Raw genomic sequence first — 19,583 nt, forward strand, 5'->3', positions numbered from 1 at the left:
CATGCAGGAGACCGCGGTGGACGAACTCGTCCGCAAGCCCGAAGCCGAGGCAGCGGCCTGGCCCGCGCCCTTCGAGGCGACGCCGCCGGAGAACCGGCTCGACATGCCGGTGCAGTCGTTCCGGCGCTGGAAGGGCTCGGAGCGTCGCGCGCCCGCCGTCCCGGCAGCATGGCGCACGCCCTGGCTGGCGCGGCTCTTCGTCTTCGGCGGCGCCTGGGTGCTGACCGGCTACGGCGCCTGGGAGATGTACAACGTCGTTTCGGTCAGCCGCACGACCTTCCTGCAGTATGTGCTGCTCATCCTGTTCACCGTGAACTTCTCCTGGATCGCGCTCGCCTTCACCAGCGCCATCCTCGGCTTCGCCACCCTGCTGCTCGGCCTGCTGAAGAGCCCGCGCGCCGAGACGCTGAGCCAGAAGACCGTGGTGGTGATGCCGATCTACAACGAATCGACGGCCCGCACCTTCGCGGCGCTGGCCGCGATCCGGGAATCGGTCGAGGCGACGGGGCTCGGCGAGCATTTCGATTATTTCATCGTCTCCGACACGACCAATCCCGACATCTGGATCGCCGAGGAGCGCGCCTTCCTGGCGCTGCGCCAGAAGCTCGGCCCGGAGGCGCGCGTCTATTATCGCCACCGGCCGAAGAACCACCACCGCAAGGCCGGCAACATCGCCGACTTCGTGACGCGCTGGGGTGGGCATTACCCCCATATGGTCGTGCTCGACGCCGACAGCCTGATGACCGGAACCTGCATCGTGCGCCTCGCAGCGGCGATGGAGGCCGACCCCGATGCCGGCATCATCCAGTCGCTGCCGCTGATCATCAACCGCAACACCTTCTTCGCGCGCCTGCAGCAGTTCGCGGCACGCGTCTATGGGCCGGTGATCGCGACCGGGCTCGCAATCTGGTCCGGCCGCGACGGCAACTACTGGGGCCACAACGCCATCATCCGGACGAAGGCCTTCGCCGACCATTGCGGGCTGCCGGATCTGAAAGGCAAGCCGCCCTTCGGCGGCCATGTGCTCAGCCATGATTTCGTCGAGGCGGCAATGATCCGGCGCGCCGGCTGGTCGGTCTACATGCTGCCCGACCTGATGGGTTCCTATGAGGAGAGCCCGCCTTCGCTGATCGACATCGCGACGCGCGACCGGCGCTGGTGCCAGGGCAATCTCCAGCATTCGCGCATCATCGGCGCCAAGGGCCTGCTGATGGCGACGCGGCAGCATTTCGCGACCGGCATGATGGCCTATCTCGCCTCGCCCTTCTGGCTGATGCAGCTCGTGGTCGGCATCCTGATCGTGCTGCAGGTCAACTACGCGCGCCCGGAGTACTTCACCCAGGAGTTCACGCTGTTCCCGGTCTGGCCGCGCTTCGACCCCGAGCGCGCGCTGAACCTGTTCGCGCTGACCATGGCGATCCTGCTCGCACCGAAACTGTTCGGCCTGCTGCTGACGCTGTTCGACAGCAAGCTCCGGCGCGCCTGCGGCGGGTCCATTCGTCTGATCCTGTCCGCGCTCCTGGAGGTGCTGTTCTCGGCGATCTTCGCGCCGATCATGATGGTGATCCAGTCCGGCTCGGTCTTCCAGATCCTGCTCGGACGCGACACCGGCTGGAACCCGCAGCGCCGCGACGACGGCTCGATCCCGTTCAGGGACATCGTGCGCCGGCACCGCACGCACACCATGCTCGGGCTGATCGCCGGCTTCTCGGCCTTCATGATCGCGACCTCGCTCTTCGCCTGGATGTCGCCGACGATCGTCGGCCTCGTGCTGGCGATCCCGCTGTCCTGGGCTTCGGGCCAACTCGCGCTCGGGCTCTGGCTGAAGCGCTACAACCTGCTTGTGACGCCGGAGGAAGGCGCGCCGCCGGCGATCGCGCTACGGGCCAACGCACTCCAGGCCGAGTTCGCCACGGCCGGTCACGACGACGCCGACGGGCTGCTCGCGCTGCACGCCGACCAGGCGCTGCGCGCCGCGCATGAGTGCATGCTGCCGCAGGTCCAGCCGCGCCGGCGTGGCGAGATCGAGCCGGAACGGGCGGTAGCGCAGGCCAAGCTGATCGACGCCGAGACCATCTCGGACGCGGCGATCTGGCTGAAGGCGAAGGAGCGCATGGTGGTGCTGCATGACCGGGCGCTGCTCGGCCTGCTCGCCAACCTGCCCGAAGGCCCGGCGCATGCCGGCGCGGATATGGTGGCCCGCTAGCGCAGGCCCCTTAGCGCAGGCCCCTGCCCCCTCAGCCCTGCTCGAAGAGGATCGCGCAGCCGAGCGCTGCGCTGGCAGGGACGACGATGCGCCCGCTTTGGCGCAGATTCCGGATAGCGTGGCGCGCCAGCAGGGCATCGACCCGCGCCAGATCGGGGACCGTCACCGCGAACCCGGCGAAAGACGGCGCGGCCCGGCCCGGCCCTTCATCGCCGAACGCCGCCCCGGCGGCACCGGACGTCAGCACCTCGATGCGGCCTCGCGGCAGATCGAGGCGCAGCCCGCCTTCCGCCGTCACGACGGCCGGTGCGCCGGCATAGGCCGACAGGAACTCACGCTGCGCTGCCGGTTCGGCCGCGAGCATGAAAACCGCGGCAAGCCCGGTCGTGCCGTTCCCATGCTGCTGGAAGGCGGGATTCCAGAAATTCTGCGGTTCGTGCTGCTGGCACAGGAAAAAGCCGCAGTCCGGCGCCGCGGCATTTTCGGCGAAGGCCAGCGAGAAGGCGACGCGAACCTGCGAGCCGTCCGGCCGCTGGGCCTGCCGCTCGAAGAAGAAGGGCTCGAAATCACCGATCCCCGCCCGCCGAAAACCTTCGGCATCGGCCCGCGAGTCGGTGCTCTCCAGCACCAGCATGGACATGCCCTCGCCGCGCGCCAGCGCGTCGCGAACGAAGGCGCCGAAGGAGAAATGGCGCGGGCCATGCGGCGGGATCGCCGTCCCGTCGCCGACCGTGATCAACTCGAGGAAGGCGCCGGGAAACTGGACGATGCGATTCTCGGTGCCCCAGGGATGACGGTTGCGCGCCCCGACGCGGAAGCCGAGGCTTTCGTAGAAGGCGCCGGCCGCGTCGAGATCGGCGACGCCGATGACGAGATGGTCGAGGCCGCGCGAAGGCGAATTCTGGTTCATGGCAGGCTGTCGGTCTCGGCAAGGGGAGGATCGGGAGCGATCGATTCCACAAGCCTACAGCATCGCAGCTGCGAAAACTTCGACTCCCGGCATTGAGCTACGGCTCGATGTAGTGCGGCACGAAGCGCGAGGTGTTCTTGGTGATCGGCGTCGCGTCCTCGCGGATGCCGAGGCCGCATGGCTGCGAGGCCACCAGCCAGGAACCCAGGACGGGGTAGTTGCCGTCGAAATTCGGCAGCATCGCGGTCGCCTGCAGGACGAAGCCCTCGGCGCCATAGGGACCGCCGTCGCTGTCGCGCACCGTGCCGCCTTCGACCAGCGTCACATTGGCGCCCTCGCGCGAATAGAGCGGCTTGCGGACATGGCTTGAGCCGAGCTCGGCGCAGCGCGGGTCGCCCTCGAAATAGGCCGGCAGCAGATTGGGATGCCCCGGCGCCATCTCCCAGAGATAGGGCAGCAGTCCCTTGCTGGAGACCAGAGCCTTCCAGGGCGGCTCGACGAAGCGGCAGCGTGAGGCGGCCAGGGCGCCGGCGTATTGTTCCCGGAACAGCCATTCCCACGGATAAAGCTTGAACAGTGTCTCGACCGGCAGGCTGGCGCCGTCGCAGAAGCGCCCATCGGCGAGCAGACCGATCTCCTCGATGAAGGTGAAGCGCGCATCGATTCCGGCCTGCGTCGCGCAGTCCATCAGGTAATCGACCGTGCCCTTGTCCTCGTCGCTGCCCTCGACACAGGTGAAATGCATGCGTTCCGGCGCCGGCTCGCGCAACGCCCCGAATGCCGCGACCAGCCTTTCATGCAGCGAGTTGAACTGGTCGCAGCCGCGCGAAATCCGCCCCTGCGCCATGGCCTGTTCGAGCCAGTCCCATTGCACCACCGCGGCCTCGAACAGGGAGGTCGGCGTGTCGGCATTGTATTCGAGGAGCCTCGCCGGCCCCTTGCCGTCATAGGCGAAATCGAGCCGGCCATAGAGGTTGCGGTCGCCGCGCTGCCAGCTCTCGCGGATCAGCTGCCATTGCGGCTCCGGCACCGCCAGCCGGCGCAAGATCTCCTCGTCGCCGATGGCCCGCTCGACGAAGGCGAAGCAGAGTTCCTCGATCGCCCCGGTCGGCGCCTCGATGTCGTCCTCGATCTGCCGCAACGTAAAGCCATAGGCGGCGCTTTCGTCCCAATAGGTTTCGCCGTCGATGGTGTGGAAGGCGAAGCCAAGACGCTCGACCTGGGCCTGCCAGTCCGGGCGCGGCGACAGCGTGAGGCGGCGCATCGTCAGGACGAGGAGTAGGAGGAATAGGAGCGCGAGCTCGAGCCGAAGCCGCCGCGCGAAGCGACGCTCGGCGTGCTCGCCATGCCCGTCGCGGAGATGTTGCGCGCCACCATCGCCTGGCCCGAGGTGGTGGTGTAGGCGCGGGAGCGACTGCTGCTGCCGCCGTAATAGCCGCCCCCGCCCGATGAGGACGAGGAGGAGCGCGCCGGCTGCTCGCATTCGGGGCGGCCGGTACCGGCCTGGCGGGTTCCCGGGGGACAAGCCGAGTTGGTCGGTGGCAGCAGCGGCTGCGCGGCGCCGCCGCCTTGCATGAACTGGCGCGCCAGCATGATGCCGGCGAGCGCGGGAATGGCGACCTGCGCATTGTTCCAGACCGCGCTCTGGCAGCCGCCGGAGCCATATTCCTGCTCGCAGCTCGCGGAGCTGGTGAACTTCTTCGCGTCGCGGAGATGGTTGGCCGATGCCTCGTTGAAGCGCTGCTCGCACTGGCTGGCGCTGAGCTGGTTGGCGGCGCGGCATTCGGCGACGTTGTTGTAGATCAGCGAATCGTCGGTTTCGCCGCCGGACAGCGACCAGTAGCTCGCCACGAGCACGACGCCCGCCGCGGCAAGGCCGATCTGGGTCGAGCGCTTCATGCCGGCCTCCTCATTCGGTCATGCTGGCAGCGGCGAGCGTGCCGCTGATGATGGCGATCACCGCCAGCATCGCTGCCGAAGGGATGCGGTCCTCCTCGATCTTGCGCGACAGGTCCGGGATCACGACGCGGGCGAAGCCATAGGCCCCGAACTGGATGAGCATGGCGATGAGCGCCCAGATCACCAGATCGGGAATGCTGCTCGCCTGTTCGATGGCCTTCTCCAGCGGCACGGAGAAGCCGACGACGTTGCCGCCGAAGGCGATCGCCGCGGAGAGGTTGCCATTGCGGATCAGGGCGATCTCGTCATGCGCGGTGAGGCGCAGATAGACGGCGGCGAAGCCCGCGATCAGCGCGAATCCGACGCAGAAATAGAGCAGGAACGCCGGCAATCCGGCCATCGAGATCGTCATGCCGCGAGCCCCCGTATCGTCCGGCGATGGGAAGCGTCACTATACGTCACTTGCACCGCTGCGCCAGAGTGTCGCAGCCGGCCGAATCGGCGTGAAGTGAAAGGAGGCGACATGGCAGCGGGCATCGTCGAGGAGAGGGTCGCGCAGTGCTCTTGCGGGCGGCTGAGCCTGAATTGCGCGGGAGAGCCGGTCAGCGTCTCGCTCTGCCATTGTCGCGAATGCCAGCGGCGGACCGGCAGCAGCTACGGCATCGCCGCCTTCTACGAGCGGGAGAAGGTCAGCGTCTCCGGCGAATTCAGGGACTATGTCCGGCAGTCGGACAGCGGCCATGCGGTGGTGCAGCACTTCTGCCCGCATTGCGGCAGCACGGTCTTCTGGGAGCCGGGACGCAAGCCGCAGATGGTGGCGGTCGCCGTCGGCGCCTTCGCCGATCCGGCTTTCCCTGCGCCCGCCAAACAGGTCTACACCGAGCACCGGCACTCCTGGCTGGTGCTGCCAGACTAAAACCCGGCTGGCTCAGACCAGCCGGCTCTGCACCACCGCCGCCTCGATGAAGCTGGCGAAGAGCGGGTGCGGCTCGAAGGGGCGCGATTTCAGTTCGGGATGGTACTGCACGCCGATGAACCAGGGATGGTCGGGATATTCGATCGTCTCCGGCAGCAGCCCGTCGGGCGAGACGCCGCTGAAGCGCAGGCCGCGCGCCTCGAGCTGCTGGCGATAGCCCATGTTCACCTCGTAGCGGTGGCGATGGCGTTCGGAGATCTCGGTCGAGCCGTAGATCCTGGCGATCTTGGTGTCGGCAGAGAGATGCGAGGCATAGGCGCCGAGCCGCATCGAGCCGCCGAGATCGCCACCGGCGGTGCGCTGCTCGATCTCGTTGCCGCGCATCCATTCGGTCATCAGACCGACGAGCGGCTCTTCCGTCGGACCGAACTCGGTCGAGTTCGCCTGCTCGATGCCGGCAAGCGAGCGGGCGGCTTCGATCACCGCCATCTGCATGCCGAAGCAGATGCCGAAATAGGGCACCTTGCGCTGCCTTGCGAAGGTCGCCGCCTTGATCTTGCCCTCGGCGCCGCGATGGCCGAAGCCGCCGGGCACGAGGATGCCGTGGACATGCTCGAGGAAGGGCGTCGGGTCTTCCTTCTCGAAGACCTCGGATTCGATCCAGTCGAGATTGACCTTGACCCGGTTGGCGATGCCGCCATGGGTCAGGGCCTCGATCAGGGATTTGTAGGCGTCCTTCATCCCGGTGTACTTGCCGACGATGGCGATGGTGACTTCGCCCTCGGGGCTCTTGACGCGCTCGGAGATGCGCCGCCAGTTGCCGAGATCGGGCTCCGGCCCGGCCTCGATGCCGAACGCCGCCAGCACCTCGTTGTCGAGGCCCTCGGCGTGATAGGAGAGCGGCACGTCGTAGATCGAGGCGACGTCGCGGGCCTCGATCACGGCGGTCTCACGGACATTGCAGAACAGAGCGAGCTTGCGGCGCTCCTCGCGCGGGATTTCGCGGTCGGTCCGGCAGAGCAGGATGTCGGGCTGGATGCCGATCGAGCGCAGTTCGGCGACCGAATGCTGCGTCGGCTTGGTCTTCAGTTCGCCAGCGGTCGGGATATAGGGCAGCAGCGTCAGGTGCAGGAAGATGCACTGGCCGCGCGGCAATTGCTGGTTGGTCTGGCGGATGGCCTCGAGGAAGGGCAGGCTCTCGATGTCGCCGACCGTGCCGCCGATCTCGACCAGCACGAAATCGTAGCCCTCGTTGCCGGAGAGGACGAATTCCTTGATGGCGTTGGTGACGTGCGGGATGACCTGGATGGTGGCGCCGAGATAGTCGCCACGCCGCTCGCGGGTCAGGATGTCCATGTAGATGCGGCCGGTGGTGATGTTGTCGCCCTTGTTGCAGGGCCGGCCGGTGAAGCGCTCATAGTGACCGAGGTCGAGATCGGTCTCGGCGCCGTCGTCGGTGACGAAGACCTCGCCATGCTGATACGGGCTCATCGTGCCCGGATCGACATTGAGATAGGGGTCGAGCTTGCGCAGGCGGACCGTGTGGCCGCGCGCCTGCAGGAGGGCTGCGAGAGCCGCCGCCGCCAGGCCTTTGCCGAGCGAGGACACCACGCCGCCGGTGATGAAAACATACCGCGTCATGGGAGGTCACCTTTAACGCCAAGATTGCGATTCGCTAAGCGCCACGACAAGGGTCGGGTGTGCGCTGCACGCTTGTCCACAAAAGAGGGATGCCGGCTGCCCGGCGCTCTCCCCTCAAAAGAGAAGGGCCGGTTTCCCGGCACTCTGCCCTCAAAAGAGAAGGGCCGGTTTCCCGGCCCCTGCCCCGTCCCGATCATTGTGCCGGCGCTGCGGGCGTCGGCGGCTGCGAGCCGCCAGGGGGGCTCTGCATCTGCCGCAGCTGGTCGAGGACGCCGCCGGCATTGGGAGCCGAGGGCGCGCTCGGCGCCGCCGGGGCAGTCGCTCCCGGAGGCGGCGCACCGTCGATGATCGAGCGCTGCGTGCGACCGTGCGTCGCGAGCACCGCCAGCGTGATCGAGGTGATGAAGAACAGCCCCGCCAGGATCGCCGTGGCTCGCGTCAGCGCGTTGGCCTGGCCGCGGCCGGTCATAAAGCCGCCGACACCACCGCCGCCACCGGAGCCCATGCCGAGGCCGCCGCCTTCCGAGCGCTGGAGCAGGACGACGCCGACGAGCGCGATCACGATGATCAGGTGGATGACGATGAGAACGTTCTGCATGGCTCACGAAATGGCTATGGCGCGGCCGTTCGCCAAGATGGGCGTGTCGGCGCGGCTCCGCGTTTCGGCGGTGCCCTTAGCATGGGCATGCGCGGGGCACCACCGGCGATTTCAACCGGCCTGCTTCAGCCGCAGGCGCGGGCAATCGCCAGGAAGTCCTCGGCCTTGAGGCTCGCACCGCCGACGAGCGCGCCGTCGACATCGGCGACGCCCATCAACTCGGCGGCGTTGGAGGGCTTGACCGAGCCGCCATAGAGCAGCCTGACGCCGGCTGCGGCGGCCTTGCCGAGAATGCGGCCGAGCTCGGCACGGATCGCCGCATGCATCTCGGCGACGTCGGCCACGGTCGGGGTCAGCCCGGTGCCGATCGCCCAGACCGGCTCGTAGGCGACGACGAGCGTCGCGCCGGTCGCGCCTTCCGGCACCGAGCCGCGCAGCTGCTTCTTGACGATGGCGAGCGCCTTGCCGGCCTCGCGCTCCTCCCTGGTCTCGCCGACGCAGACGATCGGCACCAGCAGCGCCGCCTGGGCGGCCTGCGCCTTCGCCTTCACCGTGGCGTCGCGCTCGCCATGCAGCGTGCGGCGCTCGGAATGACCGACGATGACATAGCCGGCGCCGGCATCGGCCAGCATCGAAGCCGAGACCTCGCCGGTGAAGGCACCGCTTTCGCGCAGGCTGCAGTCCTGCCCGCCGGTGGCGATGCGCGAGCCGATCAGCGCCGCCGTCATCGCAAACAGCAAGGTCGCGGGCGGGCAGATGGCGAGATCGATCGCGCCCCGCAGGGCACCGTCATGGCTCCTCGCGATCTCGGCGGCGATGCCGAGATCGGCCTTGAGCCCGTTCATCTTCCAGTTGCCCGCCACCAGCGGCTTGATGCTTGCTGTCACGCCCGTTCTCCGAATTTTCCGCATGCGGTCTAGCAATGCCGGCCAGTGCTCGCAATCGCGCGAGATCGTCGACGATTGCCGAGCCGGGCCTCTCTTCCTATAAGCGGCGCGCAAGGGCGCCGTCGGCGACAGGACAGGAAGATAGAAACATGATGATGCAGGGCATCCGCAAGGCGGGGCAGAGCCTGGTCGGCAAGCTCCTCATTGCCCTGATGTTCGGGTTCCTGATCCTGTCCTTTGCGATCTGGGGCGTCGGCGACATCTTCCAGGGCTATGGGCGCAATGCCGTCGCGATCGTCGGCAAGAACGAGATCAGCGTCGAACAGCTGCGCACCGCCTACCAGAACGAGATCCAGTTGCTGACCCGCCAGCAGCGCCGGCCGATCACCCCGGAAGTGGCGCGTTCGCTCGGCCTCGACCGGCGCGTGCTGTCGCGGCTCGTCACCGAGGCGACGCTCGACCAGGCCGCCGCGAAGATGGGGCTCGCCGTTTCCGACGAGACGATCCGCGAGCTGATCTTCAACGACCCGAACATGAAGAACGCCGCCGGCACCTTCGACCGCAACCGCTTCAACGAGCTGCTGCGGGCGATCGGGCTGAACGAGCAGGGTTTCGTGCGCGAGCAGCGCGCCGCGACGATGCGCCAGGAGATCGCCGAAATGGTGGTCGGCGGCATCACCGCGCCGGTCGCGCTCCAGGAACTCGGCCACAGGCTGCGCAACGAGAAGCGCGATGTCGACTACGCGGTGCTGCCCGACACGGCCGCCGGCGAGATCGCCACGCCGGGCGAAGACGTGCTCAAGCGCTATTTCGAGGAGCGCAAGGCCTCCTTCCGCGCGCCCGAATTCCGCAGCGCCAATGTGCTGGCGCTGACGCCGGCGAGCCTCGCCGACCCGGCCAAGGTCAGCGACGTCGACGCCAAGGCACATTACGAATCGGTCAAGACCCAGCGCTTCGGCTCGGCCGAGCGCCGCACCGTGCAGCAGATCACCTTCCCGACGCTCGAGGAGGCCCAGGCCGCCAAGGCCAGGATCGAGGCCGGCGAGACCTTCGAGGCCATCGGGGCGAGCCGCAACATCGCCGAGCGCGACCTGACGCTCGGCACCTTCACCCGCGAAGGCCTGTTCGACCCGGTGGTGCGCGACGCCGCCTTCGCCCTCGCCCAGGGCGCGGTCAGCGCACCGGTGCAGGGCGGTTTCGGGGCGGTGCTGCTGCGCGTCACGGAGATCGAGGCAGCGCGGCTGAAGAGCTTCGAGGAGGTCGCCGACGAGGTCCGCCGCGAGGTCGCGACCAGCCGGGCCGCGGCGGAGGTCACCGATCTGCACGACAAGATCGAGGACCAGCGCGCCTCCGCACGCCCGCTGCCGGAGATCGCCAAGGAGTTCGGCCAGACCATCCGGGCGCTCGGGCCGGTCGATTCGGGGCTGCGCAAGCCTGACGGCACGCAGGACGCGCTGCTCCCCGGCGGCGAAGCGACGCTGACGGCGATCTTCGGCTCGGATATCGGCATCGACAACGAGGCGGTGCGCCTGCCCAACAATGGCGGCTATGTCTGGTTCGAAGTCACGAAGATCGAGCCGCCGCGCGATCGCGGCTATGACGAGGTCAAGGCCGAGGTCGAGCGGCAATGGCGCGCCGACGAGGTCGCCTCGAAGCTCGCGGCCAAGGCGCGCGAGCTGATCCAGCGCCTCGATGCCGGCGAGGCCTTCGCCACGGTCGTGACCTCGGCCGGGCTCGATGCCGAGGAAGCGAGCGGCCTCGGCCGCCAGGACCAGAGCGAGCCCCTGCCCCGCAACGCCGTCTCGCTGATCTTCGGCACGCCGGTCGGCAAGAGCGCCTCGGCTGCGGTCGAGGGCGAGGGCCGCGTCCTGTTCCAGGTCAAGGCCGCGACGGTGAGCCCGTATATGCGCACGACCGAGGAGGCCGAGAACTTCGAGCGGCTGATCGGTTCGAGCATCAGCGAGGACATCCTGGCGCAATATGTCGGCAAGCTGCAGAAGGATCTCGGCGTCTCGTTGAACCAGGCCGCCTTCCGCAACGCGACCGGCGGCGCGCAGAACTGAGAGCTCCGACATGGCGCCGGCCTTCGACTTCGCGCGTTTCGCCGCCGCCTATGACGCCGGCCAGCCGCAATTGCTGACGCTTTCGCTCGTCGGCGATTGCGAGACGCCGGTCGCCGCCTTCATGAAGCTGCGCCATGCCGGCAAGGGGCCGGCCTTCCTGCTCGAATCGGTCGAGGGCGGGGCGGTGCGCGGGCGCTATTCGATGATCGGGCTGGAGCCGGACCTGATCTGGCGCTGCCATCACGGCCAGGCCGCACTCTGCCGGCCGGCCCTGGGCGATGCCTTCCTGCCGGATCCGCGGCCCGCCTTCGAGAGCCTGCGCGCCTTGCTGGCGGAGAGCGCCGTTCCCGACCAGGACGGGCTGCCGCCGATGGCGGCGGGCGTGTTCGGCTATCTCGGCTACGACATGGTGCGCCTGATGGAGCGCCTGGCCGAGCCGAAGGAAACTGGCGTCGGCGTGCCGGATGCGATCCTGATGCGGCCGACGCTGATGGTGGTGTTCGATTCCGTGCGCGACGAGATCACGGTGGTGACGCCGGTGCGCCAGCAGCCGGGCGTCTCCGCCCGCATCGCCCATGATCGGGCGCAGGAGCGGCTCGACGCCGTGGTGACCGGGCTGGAAGCCCCCCTCCCCGCCGAGGCCGGGGTCGGCATCGCCGGCCTCTCCCATCCCGAGCCGGTCTCGAACACGAGCGAGGCGGAGTACGAGGCGATGGTCGGCCGGGCGCAGGAGTACATCCGCGCCGGCGACATCTTCCAGGTGGTGCTGTCGCAGCGCTTCGAGGCGCCGTTCGAACTGCCGCCCTTTGCGCTCTACCGCGCGCTGCGCCGGGTCAATCCGGCGCCCTTCCTGTGCTATCTCGATTTCGAGAGCTTCCAGATCGTCTGCTCCAGCCCGGAGATCCTGGTGCGGATGCGCGACGGCACGGTCGCGATCCGCCCGCTCGCCGGGACGCGCCCGCGCGGCGCGACGCCGGCCGCCGACGCCGCCCTGGCCGAGGATCTGCTGGCCGATCCGAAGGAGCGCGCCGAGCACCTGATGCTGCTCGATCTCGGCCGCAACGATGTCGGCCGCGTCGCCGAGATCGGCAGCGTGCGCGTCACCGATTCCTTCTTCATCGAGCGCTACAGCCAGGTGATGCACATCGTCTCGAACGTCGAGGGACGGCTTGCCGCGGAGCATGACGCGCTTTCGGCACTGATCGCCGGTTTCCCGGCCGGCACCGTCTCGGGCGCGCCGAAGGTACGGGCGATGGAGATCATCGACGAATTGGAGAAGGACGGCCGCGGCGCCTATGGCGGCTGCATCGGCTATTTCGGCGCCAATGGCGAGATGGACACCTGCATCGTGCTGCGCACCGCCGTGGTGCAGGATCGGCGCATGCAGGTCCAGGCCGGCGCCGGCATCGTGTACGATTCCAATCCGGCTTCCGAGCAGATTGAATGCGTCAACAAGGCCAAGGCGCTGTTCAAGGCGGCCGAGGAGGCCGTGCGCTTCGCGGCGCGAGCGAAACGCGGGCAGTAGGCGGTACGGCGCCATCGTCATTGCGAGGAGGCATGGCCGACGAAGCAATCCAGCGGGCGGCAGAGCTCGGCGAATCTGGATTGCTTCGCTTTACTCGCAATGACGGCGAATATCAGATCCGTGATCGCGGCAGGAAAGGCTGATCCGCCCTGATCCGCACATTACGCGCCAGGAAGTCGATGAAGGCGCGCATCCGCGCCGGCACGAAGCCGCCCTGCCCCAGATAGACCGCGTGGATCGCCTCGATGTCGCCGGGGTTGAACTCGTCGAGGACGGTGACGAGCCTGCCGGCGGCGATCTCGGCTTCGACATGGAAGCGGCCCAGCCGTGCGACGCCGATGCCGGCGACCGCAAGCTGCCGCGCCGTCTCGCCATCGCCCACCTGGATGTTGCCGACGGCCGTGACGGAAGTGATCTTGCCGTCGACCATGAACGGCCAGCCTTCGACCGAGCGCGCGAAGTTGAAGCCGATGCGGTTATGGCGCTCAAGCTCGGCCAGCGTCCTCGGCTCGCCATTGCGCGCCAGATAGGACGGCGCCGCGACCACCGCGACGCCGCTTTCGCCGAGCTTGCGCGCCATCAGCTGATTGCCGCGCAGAGGGCCGACGCGGATCGCGATGTCGGCGCGCTCCTCGAGCAGGTCGACGACCTGATCGGTCAGCACGAGGTCGAGGGTGAGCTCCGGGTTCTCGGCCAGGAAGGCTGGAACCAGTGGCAGCAGCACATGGTTGCCGAAGGCGACATTGGCGTTGACGCGCACCCGCCCGCGCGGTGCCCGGCCGGCAGCAGCCTCGCATTCGGCCTCGGCGATATCGCCGAGGATGGCGATGCAGCGCTGGTGGAAGGCCTGTCCCTCGGCGGTGAGCTGGAGCTTGCGCGTCGAGCGGTTGATCAGCCGGGCGCCCAGGCGCGCCTCCAGCCGCGAGACCAGCTTGCTGACCGCCGAGGGTGTCATGGCGAAGACCTTGGCGGCCGCCGAGAAGCCGCCGCGCTCCACCACTGCGGTGAAGACCTCCATTTCGCCGGAGCGGTTGCCGAGCAGGCTTGCCATGATGATCTCAATTCACAAATGAGTTTACGGAGATCAATCTAGTTCATTCTGTGGGCAGAGGCCATTTCGGCCAAGGATTTTCCGCCGGAGCCAGCCATGCCCATTGCCGTCTACGCCCTCACCGCCGGTGCCTTCGGCATCGGCACCACCGAATTCGTGATCATGGGCCTGCTGCTGCAGGTCGGTGCCGATCTAGGCGTCACGGTCTCGGCCGCCGGCCTGCTGATCTCGGGCTATGCGCTCGGCGTCTTCGTCGGTGCGCCGCTGCTGACGCTGGCGACGCGCAACCTGCCGCGCAAGCAGGTGCTGATGCTGCTGATGCTGATCTTCACCCTCGGCAACATCGCCTGCGCGCTGGCGCCGAGCTACGGCCTGCTGATGGCGGCCCGCATCGTCACCTCGCTGGCGCATGGCACCTTCTTCGGCGTCGGCTCCGTCGTCGCCACCAGCCTCGTGCCGGCCGACAAGAAGGCCTCGGCCATCGCCGCCATGTTCACCGGCCTGACCATTGCGACCCTGCTCGGCGTGCCTGCCGGCGCCTGGCTCGGCCTGCATTTCGGCTGGCGCGCCAGCTTCTGGGCCATCGCCCTGATCGGCGTCGCCGCTATGCTGGTGCTGGCCCGCTTTGTGCCGGCCGACAAGGGGCGGCCCGAGGTCGCGCCGCTGCGCCAGGAACTCGCGGTTCTCTCCGAGCCGCAGGTGCTGCTCGGTCTTGCGATGACCGTGCTCGGCTTCGGCGGCGTCTTTGCGGTCTTCACCTATATCCAGCCGATTCTGGTCGAGATCAGCGGCTTTCCGCAGGAGGCGGTCTCGCCGATCCTGCTGCTGTTCGGCCTCGGCCTGATCGTCGGCAACATGGCGGGCGGCAAGCTCGCCGACCGCAACCTGCCCTTCGCCCTGCTGGCGACGACCGCGACGCTGACCGTCGTGCTGCTGGCGATGACGCCGGCGATCCATCATCCGGTCGCGGCCGCGGTCTTCGTTGGCCTGCTCGGCGCCGCCGCCTTCGCCACGGTCGCGCCATTGCAGATGCGGGTGCTGGACAAGGCGGGCGATGCCGGGCGCAATCTCGCCTCCAGCCTCAACATCGCCGCCTTCAACCTCGGCAATGCTCTGGGTGCCGGGCTCGGCGGTTTCGTCATTGATCATGGCCCCGGTCTTGGCGCCGTGACATGGGTCGCGGCCTTCGTGCCGCTGGCGAGCCTCGGCCTGGCGCTGATCAGCCTGCGCCTCGATCGGCGCGAGCGGGCCGCCCTGCAGGCGAAGACCGCCTCGGCCGGCTGCTCGTGACCTCTTCGGAAAATCTTTCAGAACAAGGAGTTTGGACAATGGAACACAGGCGTTTGGGCGCATCGGGCCTCAAGGTTCCGGTGCTGAGTTTCGGAGCCGGCACTTTCGGCGGGCAGGGCCCGCTGTTCGGGGCCTGGGGCACCAGCGACGCTAAGGAGGCGAGCCGGCTGATCGACATCTGCCTGGAGGCCGGGCTCAACCTGTTCGATACGGCCGACGTCTATTCGAACGGGGCCTCGGAAGAGGTGCTCGGCGCGGCGATCAAGGGCCGGCGCGACAAGGTCCTGATCTCGACCAAGATGGGCCTGCCGATGGGCGACGGGCCCAATGAGGCCGGCTCCTCGCGCAGCCGGCTGATCGAGGGCACCGAGGCCGCGCTGCGCCGGCTCGGCACCGACCATATCGACCTCTTGCAACTCCACGCCTTCGACGCCTTCACCCCGATCGAAGAGGTGCTCTCGACGCTCGACACGCTGGTGCGGGCCGGCAAGATCCGCCAGGTCGGCGTCTCCAACTTCGCCGGCTGGCAGCTGATGAAGTCGCTCGCCATCGCGGAAAAGCACGGTTTCCCGCGCTATGTCGCGCATCAGGTCTATTATTCGCTCGTCGGCCGCGACTACGAGTTCGACCTGATGCCGCTCGGGCTCAATCAAGGCGTTGGCGCGATCGTCTGGAGCCCGCTCGGCTGGGGCCGCCTGACCGGTAAGATCCGGCGCGGGCAGGCGCTTCCGGAGGGCAGCCGCCTGCACCAGACGGCCGATTTCGGCCCGCCGGTCGACGAGGAAAGGCTCTATGGGGTCGTCGACGTCCTCGACGAGATCGCGAAGGAGGCCGGCAAGACCGTGCCGCAGATCGCGCTCAACTGGCTGCTGCAGCGCCCGACGGTCGCCTCGGTCATCATCGGCGCCCGCAACGAGACGCAGTTGCGCGACAATCTCGGCGCGGTCGGCTGGGCGTTGACGAGAGAGCAGATCGCCAGGCTCGACCAGGCAAGCGCGACGGTGCCGCCCTACCCTGCCTTCCCCTATCATCGCCAGGAGGGTTTTGCCCGGCTCAACCCGCCGGCGGTGTGAAAGACGGCCTGTAAACTCTCTCAGCCCTCATCCTGAGGAGCGCCCGCAGCGCGCGTCTCGAAGGATGCTCCAGGAGGCGCCCGAGACAGCTGGAGCATCCTTCGAGACGCCGCTTCCGCGGCTCCTCAGGATGAGGGCTGAGGGGCGTTCCGCGGGCCATGGTCTCGGCGCCGCTCACCTGTCACCGACTTGATTTTTTCCGCCTCCACCTGTCGGCTGCGGGCCCGGCCATTCGTCCTTGGCCATAAGAGGAGCCGCCGATGCACTACGCCATCCTTTGCTATCATTCCGAGGAGGTCGTCACCGCCTGGACGCAAGAGCAGAACGACGAGGTGATGGGCAAGCTCGAAAAGGTCCGCCAGCGCATCGCCAGGGAGGGCAAGCTCGGCCCGGTGGCGCGGCTGCTGCCGACGACGGCGGCGACGACCCTGCGCAAGGACCGCGACCCGCCGCTGATCCTGGACGGCCCGTTCGCCGAGACCAAGGAACAGTTCCTCGGCTTCTACATCGTCGACTGCGCCGATCTCGACGAGGCGCTCGGGATCGCCCGCGAGCTCGGCGAAGCCAATCCCGGCGGCGCCTTCGAGGTGCGGCCGCTCGCCGTCTACTACCCGGCCGGGGCCTGACCATGGCCGAGATCGCCTGGATCCATGCGGCGCTGACCTCGGCGCGTCCCCAGGCAATCAGCGCACTGCTGCGCTATTTCCGCGATCTCGACCTGGCCGAGGAGGCCTATCAGGAGGCCTGCCTCAGGGCGCTCCGGACCTGGCCGCAGAACGGCCCGCCGCGCGATCCCGCCGCCTGGCTGATCTTCGTCGGCCGCAATGTCGCGCTCGACCAGATCAGGCGGCGCAGCAAGCAGGAGGCCCTGCCCGACGAGGACCGGATTTCGGACCTCGGCGATGCCGAGAGCGATGTCGCGGAACGGCTCGACGGGGCGCATTACCGCGACGACATCCTGCGCCTGCTCTTCATCTGCTGCCATCCCGACCTGCCGGCGACGCAGCAGATCGCGCTGGCTTTGCGCATCGTCTCGGGTCTGACGGTGAAGCAGATCGCGCGGGCCTTCCTGGTCGGCGAGAGCGCGATGGAGCAGCGCATCACCCGGGCCAAGGCGCGGGTCGCCGCCGCCAATGTGCCGTTCGAGACGCCGGGCCCGGTCGAGCGGGCCGAGCGGCTCGCGGCGGTGGCGGCGATGATCTATCTCGTCTTCAACGAGGGCTATTCCGCCAGCGGCGCCGAGGCCGACCGGCGCCGGCCGTTCAGCGAGGAGGCGATCCGGCTGGCGCGCCTGCTGCTCAGGCTGTTCCAGAGCGAGCCGGAGATCATGGGGCTGACGGCGTTGATGCTGCTGCAGCACGCCCGCGCCGCCGCGCGCCTCGACGCCAGCGGGACGATCGTGCTGCTCGACGATCAGGACCGGCTGCTCTGGGACCGACACCTGATCGCCGAAGGCCTGGCGCTGATCGACAAGGCGATGCGCCACCGGCGGCCCGGCCCCTACCAGATCCAGGCGGCGATCGCCGCGGTCCACGCCCGGGCGCCGCGACCGCAGGATACCGACTGGGCGCAGATCGACCTGCTCTACGCGACGCTGGAGCACATCCAGCCCTCGCCGGTGGTGACGCTCAACCGGGCGGTCGCCGTCGCCAAGCTGCGCGGTGCCGAGGCGGCTCTCGCCATGATCGAGCCGCTGGAAACGGCGCTTTCCGGCTATTTCCACTTCTTCGGCCTGAAGGGCGGGCTGCTGATGCAGCTCGGCCGCAGCCGCGAGGCCCGAACCGCCTTCGACCGGGCGATCGCGCTTGCGAACACCGCGAGCGAGGCCGCCCATATCCGCCAGCATATCGACCGGCTGATCCGCGAGAGCGAGGTTTCGGGCGCCGGCTGACCTCGCAGTGGCGCTCCGCGCGCGTCTGGCGCGTCATGGCGTCGCCGTCGTCGCTGCGGGCTCGCGCTACGGCGCCGAGGGCGAAGGCCAGGCGATCTACGTGAAGGACCCCGATGGCAACGCCATCGAGCTCAAGGGCGCCGAGTTAATCCCGGCGCCGATCGTCGGAAAAAAATCCACGACCCTTGTCGGCTCGGGCGAACCGCCAGCGTCCTAGCGTCAAGCCCGCCCGGAGAACCCGGCGGGCGATGACGAAGCCAACGTCTGCCAGCAAGAGAAGAGGGAGTTTCGCCATGTCGCAGCCTGCAGCAGTCAACCAGCCCGAAGCGCAGCCCGAAACCCGCGGCGGCGTCGTCCCCTATATCAGCGTCGATGGCGCGGCGAAGGCGTCGGAGTTCTACCAGAAGGCGTTCGGTGCCGAGGAAGTCGCCCGCCAGCCGATCGACGACAAGGGCCGCACCATGCACATCCACCTCTACATCAATGGCGGCTCGCTGATGCTGAGCGATCCCTATCCCGAATACGGCTACCCCTGGGAGAAGCCGCAGGGCTTCACGCTGACCCTGCGCGTCGACGATATCGACTTCTGGTGGAAGCGCGGTGTCGAGGCCGGCATGGAAGTCGTGACCCCGGTCGAGGTGATGTTCTGGGGCGACCGCTACGGCCAGTACCGCGACCCGTTCGGCTTCCTCTGGGCGCTGGTCTCCGCCGTCAAGTAATCGGCGCGCCGGCACGGCCGGCCCCGCAAGCTCATTCCACGACGCTTCAGCCGGCCGCCGCCCCAGGCCGGACCGGCGAAGCCATGCCCGATCCGGAGAAGACCATGCAGTCGGACACACAAATCGCCGCAACCTCGTCCACGATGCTCTGGACCGGGCGCGTAATGAGCGGGCTCGTCATCGCCTTCCTGATCTTCGACGGCGGCATCAAGCTTGCGCCGCTTCCGGTGGTGACCGAGACGATGCAGCAGCTCGGCTATTCTGGTTCGCCCGAGCTGGCGCGTGGCCTCGGCGTGATGACGCTGGCAATCGCCCTGCTCTACGCCCTGCCGCGAACCAGCATCCTCGGCGCGGTCCTGCTCACCGGGCTGCTGGGCGGCGCCATGGCGACGCATCTTCGCGTCGGCAGCCCGCTCTTCAGCCATCTTTTCTTCGGCCTCTATCTTGGCCTCCTCGCCTGGGGCGGCCTTTACCTGCGCGATGCCAGGCTGCGCCGCCTGATCCCGCTGCGCGCCGAAGCCTGACCGTTCTCCAAATGCGCGCCCCTATCCTGTCGCAAACTGACGGGAAGCCGTCGCACCTTCTTCAGCAAGCCTCCTCGGAGGCGCCAACACCGGAGGAAAACCGCCATGTCCAACATCGCAGAAGCCGATAAGGCTCAAGATCTTTCCGGATGCATGCCGGCCAAGCCGCAGCAGGAGCATGAATGGCTGCACAAGCTCGTCGGCGAATGGACCTATGAAGGCGATTGCATGATGGGGCCGGACCAGCCCCCGATGAAGTCGACCGGGACGCAGTCCACGACCTCGTTCGGCGGTCTCTGGATCGTCGGCGACGGCCGGGGCAAGATGCCGGACGGCTCGCCGGCGCAGACCCGGATCACGCTCGGCTACGATGCCCAGAAGGGCTTGTTC

General features: G+C 68.2%; 20 protein-coding genes. 12 read left to right on the forward strand and 8 right to left on the reverse strand.

The annotated features are described in order from the left end of the window. The first annotated feature begins 1 nt into the window (after position 1). A complete protein-coding gene (gene mdoH, locus V6M56_RS16540) occupies positions 2-2,206 on the forward strand; it encodes a glucans biosynthesis glucosyltransferase MdoH (protein WP_442881176.1) in 2,205 nt (734 codons plus the stop codon). Positions 2,207-2,237: 31 nt separating this feature from the next. Here mdoH and V6M56_RS16545 read toward each other — a convergent pair whose 3' ends face one another. From V6M56_RS16545 to V6M56_RS16560, 4 genes are all read right to left on the reverse strand, one after another. Further along, complete coding sequence (locus V6M56_RS16545; protein ID WP_332685252.1) at positions 2,238-3,116, reverse strand: VOC family protein; 879 nt, start codon at positions 3,114-3,116, stop codon at positions 2,238-2,240. 97 nt (positions 3,117-3,213) lie between these two features. Next, positions 3,214-4,380 (reverse strand): glutathionylspermidine synthase family protein, encoded by a 1,167-nt coding sequence (locus tag V6M56_RS16550; RefSeq protein WP_332685253.1) that lies wholly within the window; start codon positions 4,378-4,380, stop codon positions 3,214-3,216. 2 nt (positions 4,381-4,382) lie between these two features. Next, a complete protein-coding gene (locus tag V6M56_RS16555) occupies positions 4,383-5,015 on the reverse strand; it encodes a DUF1190 domain-containing protein (RefSeq protein WP_332685254.1) in 633 nt (210 codons plus the stop codon). 10 nt (positions 5,016-5,025) lie between these two features. Next, positions 5,026-5,427, reverse strand: coding sequence for a DUF350 domain-containing protein (locus tag V6M56_RS16560; RefSeq protein WP_332685255.1), 402 nt, complete (start codon positions 5,425-5,427; stop codon positions 5,026-5,028). Between the two features lie 111 nt (positions 5,428-5,538). Here V6M56_RS16560 and V6M56_RS16565 point away from each other — a divergent pair, with 111 nt between their 5' ends. Then, positions 5,539-5,931 carry a GFA family protein gene (locus V6M56_RS16565; protein ID WP_332685256.1) on the forward strand — a complete coding sequence of 131 codons (393 nt, stop codon included), beginning with the start codon at positions 5,539-5,541 and terminating at the stop codon, positions 5,929-5,931. A 12-nt stretch (positions 5,932-5,943) separates the two neighbouring features. On the opposite strand, the gene V6M56_RS16570 is transcribed toward V6M56_RS16565, so the two are convergent. From V6M56_RS16570 to tpiA, 3 genes are all read right to left on the reverse strand, one after another. Further along, on the reverse strand, positions 5,944-7,572 hold the full coding sequence (locus V6M56_RS16570; RefSeq protein ID WP_332685257.1) for a CTP synthase: 1,629 nt from the start codon (positions 7,570-7,572) through the stop codon (positions 5,944-5,946). Positions 7,573-7,765: 193 nt separating this feature from the next. Beyond that, positions 7,766-8,170: a preprotein translocase subunit SecG gene (gene secG / locus V6M56_RS16575; RefSeq protein ID WP_332685258.1), complete on the reverse strand. Its 405-nt coding sequence runs from the start codon at positions 8,168-8,170 to the stop codon at positions 7,766-7,768. A 125-nt stretch (positions 8,171-8,295) separates the two neighbouring features. Then, a complete protein-coding gene (gene tpiA, locus V6M56_RS16580) occupies positions 8,296-9,057 on the reverse strand; it encodes a triose-phosphate isomerase (protein ID WP_332685259.1) in 762 nt (253 codons plus the stop codon). A gap of 149 nt (positions 9,058-9,206) precedes the next feature. On the opposite strand from tpiA, the gene V6M56_RS16585 reads away from it, so the two are divergent. Both V6M56_RS16585 and trpE read left to right on the forward strand, forming a co-directional pair. Beyond that, positions 9,207-11,120 carry a peptidylprolyl isomerase gene (locus V6M56_RS16585; RefSeq protein ID WP_332685260.1) on the forward strand — a complete coding sequence of 638 codons (1,914 nt, stop codon included), beginning with the start codon at positions 9,207-9,209 and terminating at the stop codon, positions 11,118-11,120. 10 nt (positions 11,121-11,130) lie between these two features. Then, positions 11,131-12,645: an anthranilate synthase component I gene (trpE, locus tag V6M56_RS16590; protein WP_332685261.1), complete on the forward strand. Its 1,515-nt coding sequence runs from the start codon at positions 11,131-11,133 to the stop codon at positions 12,643-12,645. A 112-nt stretch (positions 12,646-12,757) separates the two neighbouring features. Here trpE and V6M56_RS16595 read toward each other — a convergent pair whose 3' ends face one another. After that, positions 12,758-13,696, reverse strand: coding sequence for a LysR family transcriptional regulator (locus tag V6M56_RS16595; RefSeq protein WP_332685262.1), 939 nt, complete (start codon positions 13,694-13,696; stop codon positions 12,758-12,760). Positions 13,697-13,792: 96 nt separating this feature from the next. Here V6M56_RS16595 and V6M56_RS16600 point away from each other — a divergent pair, with 96 nt between their 5' ends. The 8 genes from V6M56_RS16600 to V6M56_RS16635 form a co-directional block, all read left to right on the forward strand. Beyond that, positions 13,793-14,986, forward strand: a complete 1,194-nt coding sequence (locus tag V6M56_RS16600) for an MFS transporter (protein ID WP_332685263.1) — start codon at positions 13,793-13,795, stop codon at positions 14,984-14,986. Between the two features lie 38 nt (positions 14,987-15,024). Next, complete coding sequence (locus tag V6M56_RS16605; protein ID WP_332685264.1) at positions 15,025-16,059, forward strand: aldo/keto reductase; 1,035 nt, start codon at positions 15,025-15,027, stop codon at positions 16,057-16,059. 260 nt (positions 16,060-16,319) lie between these two features. Continuing rightward, complete coding sequence (locus V6M56_RS16610; protein ID WP_332685265.1) at positions 16,320-16,685, forward strand: YciI family protein; 366 nt, start codon at positions 16,320-16,322, stop codon at positions 16,683-16,685. Between the two features lie 2 nt (positions 16,686-16,687). After that, positions 16,688-17,950 (forward strand): RNA polymerase sigma factor, encoded by a 1,263-nt coding sequence (locus tag V6M56_RS16615; RefSeq protein ID WP_332685266.1) that lies wholly within the window; start codon positions 16,688-16,690, stop codon positions 17,948-17,950. A 7-nt stretch (positions 17,951-17,957) separates the two neighbouring features. Next, positions 17,958-18,167 carry a VOC family protein gene (locus tag V6M56_RS16620; RefSeq protein ID WP_332685267.1) on the forward strand — a complete coding sequence of 70 codons (210 nt, stop codon included), beginning with the start codon at positions 17,958-17,960 and terminating at the stop codon, positions 18,165-18,167. A 76-nt stretch (positions 18,168-18,243) separates the two neighbouring features. Further along, positions 18,244-18,669, forward strand: a complete 426-nt coding sequence (locus V6M56_RS16625) for a VOC family protein (protein ID WP_332685268.1) — start codon at positions 18,244-18,246, stop codon at positions 18,667-18,669. A 104-nt stretch (positions 18,670-18,773) separates the two neighbouring features. Next, the gene (locus V6M56_RS16630; protein ID WP_332685269.1) at positions 18,774-19,193 is read left to right on the forward strand and encodes a DoxX family protein; all 420 of its coding nucleotides are present in this window, start codon (positions 18,774-18,776) and stop codon (positions 19,191-19,193) included. Positions 19,194-19,298: 105 nt separating this feature from the next. Next, on the forward strand, positions 19,299-19,583 hold a 285-nt coding region (locus tag V6M56_RS16635), incomplete at its 3' end, for a DUF1579 family protein (RefSeq protein WP_332685270.1).

Source organism: Allobosea sp. (assembly GCF_036675845.1).
Taxonomy (GTDB): Bacteria; Pseudomonadota; Alphaproteobacteria; order Rhizobiales; family Beijerinckiaceae; genus Allobosea.